This window comes from Methylobacterium sp. CM6247 (assembly GCF_054817925.1).
In genome coordinates this window covers 4,000,239-4,011,904 of the sequence record NZ_JBTXKX010000003.1, presented here as the reverse complement: position 1 = coordinate 4,011,904, position 11,666 = coordinate 4,000,239, and the positions used below count along the sequence as shown (strand labels likewise).

At 65.0% G+C, this 11,666-nt stretch carries 9 protein-coding genes; 6 read left to right on the top strand and 3 right to left on the bottom strand.

Going from position 1 to position 11,666, the window contains the following annotated elements:
• Window position 1: 1 nt before the first annotated feature.
• A protein-coding gene (locus ACYQOP_RS19945) for an IS3 family transposase (RefSeq protein ID WP_419951276.1) occupies window positions 2–1,353 on the bottom strand; the annotation gives its coding sequence in 2 pieces (ribosomal slippage) (window positions 2–1,017 and window positions 1,017–1,353; 1,353 coding nt in all).
• Window positions 1,354–2,151: 798 nt separating this feature from the next.
• Here ACYQOP_RS19945 and ACYQOP_RS19940 point away from each other — a divergent pair.
• Window positions 2,152–3,027 (top strand): SDR family oxidoreductase, encoded by an 876-nt coding sequence (locus tag ACYQOP_RS19940; RefSeq protein WP_461223606.1) that lies wholly within the window; start codon window positions 2,152–2,154, stop codon window positions 3,025–3,027.
• Window positions 3,028–3,128: 101 nt separating this feature from the next.
• Here the strand turns inward: ACYQOP_RS19940 and ACYQOP_RS19935 are convergent, their stop codons facing one another.
• Both ACYQOP_RS19935 and ACYQOP_RS19930 read right to left on the bottom strand, forming a co-directional pair.
• Window positions 3,129–3,638 (bottom strand): DUF1993 domain-containing protein, encoded by a 510-nt coding sequence (locus tag ACYQOP_RS19935; protein ID WP_461223605.1) that lies wholly within the window; start codon window positions 3,636–3,638, stop codon window positions 3,129–3,131.
• Between the two features lie 215 nt (window positions 3,639–3,853).
• A complete protein-coding gene (locus ACYQOP_RS19930) occupies window positions 3,854–4,069 on the bottom strand; it encodes a hypothetical protein (RefSeq protein WP_461223604.1) in 216 nt (71 codons plus the stop codon).
• Between the two features lie 430 nt (window positions 4,070–4,499).
• Between ACYQOP_RS19930 and ACYQOP_RS19925 the strand changes: the two genes are divergently transcribed.
• The 5 genes from ACYQOP_RS19925 to ACYQOP_RS19905 all read left to right on the top strand — a co-directional run bounded on the left by ACYQOP_RS19925 (window position 4,500) and on the right by ACYQOP_RS19905 (window position 11,585).
• Window positions 4,500–4,880 (top strand): hypothetical protein, encoded by a 381-nt coding sequence (locus ACYQOP_RS19925; protein WP_461223603.1) that lies wholly within the window; start codon window positions 4,500–4,502, stop codon window positions 4,878–4,880.
• Window positions 4,881–5,049: 169 nt separating this feature from the next.
• Window positions 5,050–5,298, top strand: a complete 249-nt coding sequence (locus ACYQOP_RS19920) for a hypothetical protein (RefSeq protein WP_461223602.1) — start codon at window positions 5,050–5,052, stop codon at window positions 5,296–5,298.
• Window positions 5,295–6,545, top strand: a complete 1,251-nt coding sequence (locus tag ACYQOP_RS19915) for an NHLP bacteriocin system secretion protein (protein ID WP_461223601.1) — start codon at window positions 5,295–5,297, stop codon at window positions 6,543–6,545. Before ACYQOP_RS19920 ends, ACYQOP_RS19915 begins: the two co-directional genes overlap by 4 nt.
• On the top strand, window positions 6,542–8,722 hold the full coding sequence (locus ACYQOP_RS19910) for an NHLP family bacteriocin export ABC transporter peptidase/permease/ATPase subunit (RefSeq protein WP_461223600.1): 2,181 nt from the start codon (window positions 6,542–6,544) through the stop codon (window positions 8,720–8,722). Before ACYQOP_RS19915 ends, ACYQOP_RS19910 begins: the two co-directional genes overlap by 4 nt.
• Window positions 8,712–11,585 (top strand): NHLP bacteriocin export ABC transporter permease/ATPase subunit, encoded by a 2,874-nt coding sequence (locus tag ACYQOP_RS19905; protein WP_461223599.1) that lies wholly within the window; start codon window positions 8,712–8,714, stop codon window positions 11,583–11,585. Before ACYQOP_RS19910 ends, ACYQOP_RS19905 begins: the two co-directional genes overlap by 11 nt.
• Window positions 11,586–11,666: the final 81 nt, after the last annotated feature.

Below are 11,666 nucleotides of genomic sequence, written 5' to 3'. Positions count from 1 at the left end.
GTTAGGCGGCCTGCGCGTGGTGGCGCAAGCGGCGATCCATCAGGGTCTGGCGCTTGATGCGTTCGCGCTCGGCCAGGATCCCTTCGCCGCGTCCAAAGTAGACGTCAGCGGGCGTGAGGTTGCTCAGGCTCTCATGGGCTCGGGCATGGTTGTAGTGTTCGACGAAGTCGGCAACCTGCGTCTCCAGCTCGCCGGGCAAGTAGGCGTGTTCGAGCAGGATGCGGTTCTTGAGCGTCTGATGCCAACGCTCGATCTTGCCCTGCGTTTGAGGATGGCATGGCGCACCGCGGATGTGGGTCATGCCCCGAATGCCGAGCCAGTCAGCCAGGTCGCTGGCGACGTAACTCGGCCCGTTGTCGGAGAGCAGGCGTGGCCGCTGCATCACCCGCGCCTGATCGAGTCCAGCCGCACCCAGCGCCAGGTCGAGCGTGGCGGTGACGTCGCTGGCCTGCATCGTCGTGCACAGCTTCCAGGCGACGATGTAGCGCGAGAAGTCGTCTAATACGGTCGACAAGTAGTACCAGCCCCAGCCAACGACCTTCAGATAGGTGAAGTCCGTCTGCCAAAGCTGGTTGGGAGCGGTGGTCTTATCGTGGAACTCGTCGGCGGCCTTGATGACGATATAGGCCGGGCTGGTGATCAGGTCCTGAGCCTTGAGCAGCCGGTAGACGGTCGCTTCCGAGACGAAGTAGCCCCGCTCGTCGGTGAAGCGTACCGCCAGTTCACGCGGGCTGAGTTCAAGCTGCTCCAAGGCCAGGGCAACGATCTGCTCGCGGATCTCCGCAGGTAGGCGGTTCCAGACCCGGCTCGGCCGCGAGGGATGGTCGCTCAACGCCTCGGGGCCGCCGCGCTGGTAAGCGTCGTACCAGCGGTAAAACGTCGAGCGCGTAATGCCGAGCTTGTCCAGGGTGGCACGCACCGGCAGGTGGGATTGCTCGACGAGTCGGATGATCTCCAGCTTCTCGGGGGCCGGGTACCTCATGCCTCGTCGCCCCCAGCCCCGCTCATGCTTTTTTTAAGCAGACGGTTCTCCAGGACGAGATCAGCTACGACCTCCTTCAGCGCCCCCGTTTCGCGACGTAGATCCCGCACCTCATCCGTGGTGGCCGCACGAGCCGTATCGCCCGACAGGCGCTTCTTGCCAGCCTCCAGGAACTCCTTGGACCAGCCGTAGTACATCGAGGCGGCGATCCCCTCACGTCGGCATAACTCGGCGATGCTGTCCTCGCCACGCAAGCCTTCCAGAACCACGCGGATCTTCTCCTCGGACGAGAACTGCCGACGTGTGGCCCGACGGATGTCCTTGATCACCGCTTCTGCCGGCTTCTTGGCCGGTCCGGATGTCTGCTTCATCTTCGCTCCTCAGGGGCTACGATGAACCAGCCATCCTCCGTTCGTGAAGACCCTCAATCTGTCCCACAGGTGCTGACGTCGGACAGCCCGTGTGGGGCGGCAATCCGGTTTCCCGCTGGGGCGGCGGTTCTTCACGATTGGCGATGTCGCCCTGTTTGTTGGGCCGGGGGCAGCGTGTTGTTGCTTCGGCTCGGAGCCATCAGCGTGTTCGGCTGTCTTCGTCTGGATTTTGGTGAACGTTTGAGGGAGGCCGGCTTGCCTAGGGGCAAGGCTTTGCCGGGCATTGGCAAAGCCTTGCATCAAACCGAGGGGTCCGGATCTCGGAGCCACGCCGTCGGTCGACCGGCGGATCGAAGGTGCAACCTTGTTATAGGCGAGGCCGGGGTTGTGCTGTCGGCCTTTGCGCACCGCTTCCCGCCACCTTGGACGGACAACGCGAACGGAACCTATCTGCTCAATCCGCGGACATCGGGGTCGTTCTGGAGGTTTGGGGCAACCCGTTCCCTCCATCCTGCGGTCTGCCCCATTTGGACGGACCGCTTGCTGCCGATGCCCTTCGACTTGCGACCCGGCGATCCCCATCCCGTCTGGTTAGCGGTGGAGGCTCGGGGCTCATAGGGAGCGTGGCTCTTTCCTTTCAGCGGAAAGAAGCTCCCCGCGATGTTCCTCAGCAAGACAAGCGATACGCCAAGACGATCGCACGGCGTGTCGAAGGGCTAGACAGGATCGGTTGCCCCCATCGTCAGGAACATGGCCGAGGAAATCCTGTTGGACCGGCATTCATTCCGGAGACAGGCCATGACGACCGACCCCCTCTATAAGTACCCCCGGCCTCCGTTCGAGGCCCAGCCCCAGGGCTTCCCCGGCAAGACCAGCAAGATGACCCCCGAGCCCGATCACGGCGAGGAGAGCTACAAGGGTTCGGGCAAGCTCGACGGCAAGGTGGCCCTTATCACCGGGGGCGACAGTGGCATTGGACGGGCGGTCGCCATCGCCTTCGCCCGCGAGGGGGCCGACGTCGCAATCTCCTACCTGCCTGAGGAGCAGGCGGACGCCGTGGCGGTCCAGGGTTGGATCGAGAAGGCCGGCCGGCGGGCGCTTCTGCTACCGGGTGATCTCAAGGACCCGGCCTACGGACGTGAGATCGTGGCACGCACTGCCGAGACGTTCGGCGGCCTCGACCTCCTCGTCAACAACGGCGCTTTCCAGCAACCGAACGAGGGGCTCGACGGTATCGACGACACCGTCTTCGAGGACCATTTCCGCACGAACGTGTTCGGCCCGTTCTACGTGACGAAGGCGGCGCTCGCCCACATGAAGCCGGGGGCCTCGGTGATCTTCACCTCGTCGGTGAACTCCAAGCACCCCATGCCGTCGCTGCTCGCCTACAGCGCCACCAAAGGCGCCCTGAGCAACATGGTGTTGAGCCTCGCCCAGTTGCTGTCCGAGAAGGGCATCCGCGTGAACGGAGTGCTGCCGGGGCCGATCTGGACGCCCTTCATCCCCTCCGGCATGGATCAAGACTCGGTGAAATCGTTCGGTTCGAAGGTGCCGTTCGGACGACCGGGACAGCCGGCCGAGCTCGCCTCGGCTTACGTGATGCTGGCGTCCGACGAGAGCAGCTACACCTCGGGTGCCCTCGTCACCGTGGCGGGCGGGATGCCCGTCCTCTGATCGGCGTCGCTTAGAATGGGGCGGTCGTTCTGGCCGTCCCGTGCCGATCGGGAGGCGCCGCGGGCATCGCACGGCCTCCCCGAATCTGGCCTGTTGTCGGGTCAGAAGGTCGGCGGCCCGAGGTGACGGAGGAAATCCGGCTTGCCGAGGGCCACGCCGGATGCGCGAAGAATCGCGTAGGCCGTGGTGACGTGGAAGAAGAAGTTCGGCAACGCGAAACCGGTCAGGTAGGCCTGTCCCGTAAAGCGATAGCCGGTGCCGTTGGGAAAGTTGAGCACTACCTCGCGCTCGGCGCTCGATGCCAGCGCGGCCGGATCGACGCTTTCGATGAAGCTGATTGTCCTGGCGCAACGCTCCTTGAGTTGGGCGAAGCTGGCCTCGGTGTCCGGCATCGAAGGCGCTTCGATGCCGGCGAGACGAGCCACCGCGTTCTTCGCACTATCGGATGCCATCTGATATTGGGCGGGTAAGGCCCGCATGTCGGGCGCGAGGCGTCCGGCGAGAAGCTCGGCCTCCGGCTTTTCGGACGCCGCCTTGTCGAGCCAGGCGCTCATGTTGCGGAGTCCGTTGACGAAGATCGGAACGCTGACGTCGTGCATGCTGGTGCTCATGGCAGCCAGCTAGGCCGCGGATCCCGATCAGGGCAATGGGTTTACCGGGCCTTCGACGCCAAACTGATCGACCGGAGGCGGTGGACCTTCGCCCCCGTGCGGTTCGGCACCGGCCCCTAAGATCCCTGAGGAGATCCCCGTAACTCGATTGGCCACGGTCACGTCCCAAGGCGCCGGCGTCTGGAAGATCTCTCCGAGGAAAGTCAGGAACGCCTTCACGTTTGGGTTTCCCCCGCGGCTCTCCGGCCACAAAGCGGTGATTGGGTGACGGTCAACGGCGTAGTCATGCAGGACCGGGACAAGGTCGCCTCACTCGACATGGGTCGCCGCCAGTAGGTGGGCGAGATGCCGATCCCGCCGCCGGTGACCAGGATGGCCGCGACGGCGTCGCTGACGTCGGTGACGATCCCGGCGTCTGCCACGATGTCCATATTACGGTCGCCTGGCACCTTCGAACCGGCGGAGGGTGGCGGGCCCTGCCAGCGGGCTTCCACAGCGGCGCTGGGTCGTCGAGCGGAGCTTTGGCTGGCTTAGCCACAGGTTGGCCTGAACCGCGAGCGCGCCGGTCGCCTCGACGTTGCAAAAGGTCGTCTCTCCTGCGTCGCCAGCCTCCTGGCCGCCAACTCCCTCAACGATTCAGCTTGAAATAGAGAACTCACTCAGGCTATTATCGACAAGTAACGCATTAACAAAATTTTATTATATACTGCTATAGATCGACTGGCTGGCCGGAGCAAACAGCCGCCATCGGTGGGTCTAATACGGTAAATGCTTCCGGAATGATGCCGCATAGACCTAACTGAGATGACATATAGTATGATTATTCAAAGCATTTAAGCTGAAACGAAAGAGGAGAATGGAATGTCTGAAGAACAAAATTCCGACGCCGTGCTGGTATCCACGAGCGATACGCCGTTGCTTGGGCGGGAAGTACCCTCTGTCCCTACCTCGGAGACGGTGAATAGGGATGTGGACCTGAAAGGGGTGGGCGAGCCCGTGGACAGCCATACGCCTCTTTCAGACGAGGCCCTCGACAGCATGCAGGGCGGTATCTCCGGCGCGGGTATCGGCGGCATTGCGGGCGGCACTCTAGGGGTCGTCGGTGTCGGAGTTCTTGCGGTCGGCTCGGGGGTCGTCGCTGTCGCCAGCGCTCCCGTGCTCATTGCCGGGGCGGTCGTAGGCGGCGTTGCTGCCGGGATCGGCGCAGGAGTGGGTGCTTTGGTGGATTGGGCCAAAAAGTAACCAGGGCCAAATTCCTGCGACGTGCCGCGGAAGATCGGCGCAAAGGTGTGCTGCAGCAAGGCTCCACACCGGGTACTAACGCGCTGGCCACCGTGAATGGTGGCGTGAGCTGGGCGGCGGTCGGCTGCGCGATGACCGCCCCGTTCATCAAGGGACGAGCTTCGCCGACATGGCCGCTGCGATCGCCGGCTTGAGCGGCTGCGCCGCGGCCACGCTCGACGTCGGCACGCTTGCAGCCGGGGTGGTGGGCGCGGGAATCGCCGCCGCCAGTGACGAAGCCACCGAAAACAGTCAAGCCGCAAGGGTGATCGACGGGGCTGAGTTCCGATGGCAGGCGGAAGGCTTCCCTTCCGTTTCCTGCCGCGTCGTCGTTCAAACGAGGGCGCACGCCCCCTCGCTCCGAGACCACACTCCATGACGGCAGTTCTCTACCGCAAAGAGGCGCTCGATAGTCTTGCGGGCCCCGACAGGCTCGACGAGATGGTTCGGGTCACCTCTCCGCATGGCTGGGCGGCACTGGGTACGGCGCTGGTGATCGTGACCGGCTGCCTGGGCTGGTCCATCCTGGGCAGTTATCGCACCACCGTCAGCGGCCATGGCCTGCTCGTGCCGGCGGGAGGCGCTTTCGTCAGCGTCTATGCTCCCAAGGCCGGATGGCTCGACAGCTATCGCCAGCGCGGTGACAAGGTGAAGAAAGGCGATCTGATCGCCCGGCTCAGCGCGCCCGAGGACGCCGCCCGCCTCAACGACGTTGATAGCCGCGTCACCCAGCTCACGGCACAGCGCGTAGAGCTCGCTGCTCGTATCGGGGACCGCATCCGCGTGGAGACGATCGCGGCCCAGCGCAAGCGAGAAGCCTTGCAGGAGACGATCGATCTCGGAGAATCCCGGGTGGACGCGCTCAACACCTTGCTCGGTCAACGCGAATCGCTCTCGTCTAAAGGGCTGATGCCCTCCGACCGGATCATCGAAACCCGCGAGAGGCTGTTCGCCGCGCGCGAATCGATCTCCCGGGCGCGAACGGAACTGTTATCGCTCGACGCCACGCTCCAAACCTTGCGTCACCAGACCGATCAGGAGCTCGCGGCGTTCGATCGCCAGCTTCGCGACGCCGAAGGGCAACGTGCCCAGACCCATCTCAGCGAGAATCTGGCGACCGTCATCGTAGCTCGCTCCGACGGCGCTATCACCACCAACGAGGCCGGTGACCATGCGCTGGTCAGCGCCGGCCAAAAGCTGATGGTGATCGAACAGGGCGGCCCCAGGCTCGACGCGCTGCTCTATGTGCCGGCCGATAGCGGGAAGGAGGTCAAACTCGGCATGGCGGTGCGCCTATCGCCCTCCACCGCCAAGAAGGAGGAATATGGCTCGCTGATCGGCACAGTGACCCAAGTTGACGACAGCCCGGAGAACGAGACGGCGCTGAGCAATCGACTCGGCAATCCCGATCTCGCCCGCCTCTTCACCCGCGCTGGGCCGCCACTCCAGCTCGTTGTGCGGATCAGTCCCGGTTCCGGCGGCCCGGACAGCTACGCCTGGACCTCCAAACGCGGCGAGCAGGTTGAGCTCGCCTCGACCACGCTTCTGGAAGGCCAGGTGACGGTGAAATCGGGCCGGCCGATCAGCCTGTTCATTCCCGCACTACGCCGGTTCATCGGCCTATGAGCGAGGTGCCGCCCCTGCGTTTCCCGCGGACCGGCCGCAAACGGGTACCGACCATCCTGCAGATGGAGGCCGTCGAATGCGGCGCCGCCTGCCTCGCCATGATCCTGGCGCATCACGGCAAATGGATTCCGCTCGAGGAGTTGCGCATCGCCTGCGGCGTGTCGCGCGACGGCAGCAAGGCGAAGAACCTGGTGCAGGCGGCGCGCCGCTACGGCTTGGCGGCCGAGGGCTGGCGCACAGAGCCGGACAAGCTTGCCGACAAGCAGCTACCGGCAATCCTGTTCTGGGAGTTCAACCATTTCGTCGTGCTGGAAGGGGTTGGCCGCAAGGTCGTCTATCTCAACGACCCCGCCAGTGGGCCGCGCACGGTCTCGCATGAGGAATTCAACCGCGCCTTCACCGGCGTGCTGCTGACCATTACGCCGGGGCCAGAGTTCAGGCCTTCGGGTGTGCGAACCAATGTCTGGCGTGCGGTGCGCGACCAACTCGCCCCCTCGCGCGGCGCCGTCGTCTTCCTGGTTTTAGCCGGTATCGCTGCCCTCGTCCCCGGCATCTTCGTTCCAGCGGCGACGAAGGTCTTCGTCGACGACATCCTCGTCCACCACTTGACGGACTGGATGCGACCGTTGCTGCTCGGCCTCGCCTGTGCCGCTATTCTCGGCGGCTTGTTGAGCTGGCTGCAGGGCTATTTCCTGGCGCGCCTGCAATGGAAGCTCGGCGTGTCGCTGGGCTTGAGGCTGACATGGCACCTGCTGCGCCTTTCGCCGAGCTTCTTCGCCCAGCGTTATGCGGGTGACATAGCAAGCCGGCTCGCGACGACAGAGCGGGCGTGCGACCTGATCGGGAGCCAGGTCTCGGCCTTGCTGGTAACGGGGCTCTCCGCAGTGTTTTACGGTGCCCTCATGGCGGCCTACGATCCGGTACTGGCCGGCATCGGGCTGGCGCTCGCCCTCTTCAACGTGGTGTTCGCTCGTCTTGTCGCTCGGCGGCAGGAGAACGCCGCCCGTACCGTGATGCGCGAGCAGGCGGCGCTCGGCAGCCTTTCCATCAGCGGCATTCAGTCGATCGAAACCTTGAAGGCGACCGCCTCCGAGGGCGATTTCCTGAACCGCTGGGCCAATGCTCAAGCGCGCACCTTGAATGCGGTGCATCGTTCTCAGTTGCCGCTCCAGTTCCTCGGTCTGATCCCGCGCGCGCTCGGCGCGCTGACGATGGCCGTGATCCTCGGCGTCGGCGGCTGGCGCGCCATGGAGGGGCTGATCACGGTCGGGACGCTCGCCGCGTTCCAGACCGTGCTGTCGAGCTTCCTGTCGCAGATGAGCGGGCTCGTCGGCGTCGTCTCGGGCATGCGGGAATTGCGGGTGGCGATGGAGCGCGTCGACGACGTGCTGCGCTATCCGCTCGATCGCCGGCTGGTTTCGAAGGTCGCGGAAGCGGTCGAGGGCGCGCCGCGCCGCCTCTCGGGCGCGGTCGAGATCACCGATCTCGCCTATGGCTACAACCCGCTTGATCGGCCATTGATCGAAGACTTTTCGCTGACGGTCGCGCCGGGGGCCCGCATCGCCCTTGTCGGCCCCTCGGGTAGCGGTAAGTCCACGATCGCACGGCTGATCGTTGGACTGGCCGATCCCTGGGCAGGTAGCATCGCTTTCGACGGCCAGCCCGCCGACCGGGTTCTGCCTGGCGTCCGCGCCGCCTCGATCGCCTATGTCGAGCAGTCCGTGGTCCTGATGGAGGGCACCGTTCGCGAGAACATAACGCTCTGGGACCCGCAAGTGAGCGAACGCGCGCTCGTCGATGCCGCCCGCGATGCCGAGTTGCACGACACGATCGCGGTGCGCCCCGGCGGCTACGACGCTCCGGTGAGCGAGGGCGGCAGCAATTGGTCGGGCGGCCAAGCCCAGCGTCTGGAGATCGCCCGGGCCCTGGTAGGGGAGCCTAGCCTCCTCGTGCTCGACGAAGCAACCTCGGCCTTGGATTCCACGACCGAAGCGGCGATCCTGGACAATCTACGCCGCCGCGGCTGCACGATCATTCTCGTCACCCATCGCCTCAGCGCCATCCGCGATTGCGATGAGATCCTCGTGCTCGATCATGGCCGGATCGTCCAGCGCGGGTCGCATGAAACGCTCTACCACCAGCCGGGCACCTATGGGGACCTGATCTGTGCCGCATGAAGCTCCTCACTGGATCGCGGCCTCCGGCACGACGGTCGTCGACCATACCGGGGGGGTGCCCATCGCATCAGCCGGCCTGCGGGTCGATATCGGCTCGGCCGATCTCTATCTTGACTGGGCCGGCCGGGCGGGACGGCGCCGACACCTGGCAACTCTCGGTCTCCACGAGATCGCCCTGCCGCTTTCCCTTACGGCAACCGCGTTGTCGATGCCGGCGGAAGCGCGGCTCCTTGCTTTCCCCAGGCCGGGCTCGCGGCTATCGTCCTTCGCAGTTGAGCCCTTCCTAGCCAGGCTCGATGCCGGCGAGGCTGCCGCGATCGAAGCGGCGGAAAACTGGGTCGACCGCACTGCTCGCGCCGCAGGCGAGGTCTTGACGGGTACATCCGTCTTGCTCGGCGAAGGAAAAGGCACGCTGGAATCGGGTTGCGTCGCGCGACCGGCGCAGGGGCTGCTCTGGGTTGCAGCCGGCGACGCAGCAATTCTCACTAATCTGCCGGGAGCCGGCCCGAGCTTGCCCGGTATGCCTGCGGTTCCGGTGACCTCCGGTGGAATCGTCGCCGATCGCAGCACAGTAATCGACTGCCGCACGAGCGCGGACCTTGCCGTGGAAGGCGGTCTCGCGGACGCCCTGCTCGGACATCACGAGCGGGTCACCCGTGCACTCGCTTTCTCTGAAGCGAACAGGGAGGCCGACGAGGTCACGCGCATCGCCGGTAAGGCAGCCCGCGACCGCGCCGTCCTCGCCGCAACCGTCGCGCCGCTTCTAGCCCCTGCCGCTGGCGGCTCGCCTCACGACGACTCGCTCGCGTCGGCTTTCCGCACCGTCGCCGAGGCCACGGCGGTCAGCATGCCTTCCACGCAGCCGCCCGATGCGAGCAAGTATGACGGCCTATCGATCGAGGGGCAGATCGCCGACCTCGCCGCCTGGGCTGGCGTTCGGACACGCCGCATAAGGCTGGAGCCAGGATGGTGGCGCCGCGGTGGGCAATCGATTCTCAGCGTCCGTCGCGAGGATGGCCGCCCGGTCGCGCTGATCGCCGGAACCGGTTGGCGAGGTGGCTACCGCATTCGCGAGGTTGGCCGGGACCGCCCTGTCGATGCGCGGACGGCCGCCGCTATCGTCGATCACGGCTATGTGCTCCAGCGTCGTTTGCCCGATGCGGCGATCGACGGCGGCGGGCTGCTCCGTTTCGCCGCGCCACTCGCCTGGCCCACTCTGACGGCCATTCTGATCATCGGACTCGTCGGCAGCCTGCTCGGCCTCGTGACGCCGATAGCGACCGAAATCCTGTTCGAGACGGTTATCCCAGCGGCCTCGCATCCCGAACTGCTGCAGCTGACGGCCGGCATCGCAGCACTCGGGCTCGGCGGCATCGTCTTCGAGCTCGTTCGCGGCTTCCTGGTGCTGCGGCTCGCTACACTTCTGAACACTGATCTCGAAGGAGCGGTGTGGGACCGGCTCCTGCACTTGCCGGCTGGTTTCTTCCGGAACTACGCGGCGGGCGATCTCGCCTTGCGAGCCGCGGCGATCAACCAGATGCACGACGTGGTCGGGGGGACCGCGGTCAGTTCACTGCTCTCGGCTGTCTTCTCGGTCTCCAGTCTCGCTCTGATCCTCTACTACGAATGGCGCCTCGCCCTCGTTGCGATCGGGCTCGTCCTCCTTCAGCTTGTCGTGACGGTGGGGGTCAATCTACGGATGCTCTCCTGGAAGCAGCGAGCCCTTGAAAAGGACGGCCAGTTGCAGGCATTGGCGCTGCAACTGATCCAGGGCATCGCCAAGCTGAAGGTCGCGGGTGCCGAGGCGCGGGCCTTCGCTCGCTGGTCGCCGCTATTCATCGCGAGGCGGGCTTTAGGTTTCCGCCAAAGCGGACTTTCGTCCGCCTTCTCCGCTTTCGCAACGGCCTTCGGCATCGCTTCCGCAGCCCTTTTGATCGGGATCGTTGGCCTCGGCGGAATCGAGATTGGAATAGGCCGCTTCGTTGCTTTCAACGCCGCCTATGGCCAGTTCATGTCCGCGACTCTATCGCTGGGAAGCGCGCTGCCCGCTTTGTTGTCCCTGAAGCCGCTCTACGGTCGTGCTGCGCCGTTGCTGGCGGCCTTACCCGAAAACATAGGCCGACACGGCGCGCTGCCCACTCTGCGGGGTGGGATCGAGGTCAGCGATGTGGTCTTCCGCTATCGCGCCGACGGCCCCGTCGTTCTGGACGGGGTATCGATTAGGGTCAATCCTGGCGAATTCGTCGGCATTGTCGGCACCTCCGGTTCCGGCAAGTCGACTCTGATGCGTATCCTGCTCGGTTTCGAGACGCCGGAGAGCGGCTCGGTGTTCTTCGACGATCAGGCATTGAGCAGCCTCGATCTGCTGGGTGTGCGCAGGCAGATGGGCGTCGTGCTCCAATCCAGCCGCGCCACGAGCGGTACAATCCTGGACAATATCCTCAACGGCGCCACGCTGACCGAAGCAGATGCCTGGGAGGCGGCGCGCATAGCTGGGCTGGAGGCCGATATCCGGGCCATGCCGATGCGCATGCACACCTTCGTCGGCGAAGACGGGACGCTGCTCTCCGGCGGCCAGCGGCAGCGCTTGCTGATCGCGCGCGCGGTGGTGCGCCGACCGCGGATCCTGCTCTTCGACGAAGCCACCAGCGCCCTCGATAACCGGACCCAGCAGATCGTTTCCGAAGGGCTCGCATGGCTCGACGCCACCCGCGTCGTCATCGCACACCGCTTGTCGACCATCCAGCACGCCGATCGCATCTATGTGCTGCAGGGAGGACGAATCGCCGAGGAGGGAAGCTATCGGGAGCTTCTGGAGAAGGGCGGAGTGCTTGCCGAACTGGCGCTGAGGCAAGTCGCGTGAGCAGGATATAGTCTATCTGTCTGAGTTAGAAGGTCGGTTGCGGTTTTTTGTTTGGTGGTTTTGTGTGAGTATTGTTCGCAC

Coding starts and splice junctions, on each gene's coding strand:
- ACYQOP_RS19940 (WP_461223606.1), top strand. CDS start 2,152: ATGACGACCGACCCCCTCTATAAGTACCCCCGGCCTCCGTTCGAGGCC.
- ACYQOP_RS19935 (WP_461223605.1), bottom strand. CDS start 3,638: ATGAGCACCAGCATGCACGACGTCAGCGTTCCGATCTTCGTCAACGGA.
- ACYQOP_RS19930 (WP_461223604.1), bottom strand. CDS start 4,069: ATGGACATCGTGGCAGACGCCGGGATCGTCACCGACGTCAGCGACGCC.
- ACYQOP_RS19925 (WP_461223603.1), top strand. CDS start 4,500: ATGTCTGAAGAACAAAATTCCGACGCCGTGCTGGTATCCACGAGCGAT.
- ACYQOP_RS19920 (WP_461223602.1), top strand. CDS start 5,050: ATGGCCGCTGCGATCGCCGGCTTGAGCGGCTGCGCCGCGGCCACGCTC.
- ACYQOP_RS19915 (WP_461223601.1), top strand. CDS start 5,295: ATGACGGCAGTTCTCTACCGCAAAGAGGCGCTCGATAGTCTTGCGGGC.
- ACYQOP_RS19910 (WP_461223600.1), top strand. CDS start 6,542: ATGAGCGAGGTGCCGCCCCTGCGTTTCCCGCGGACCGGCCGCAAACGG.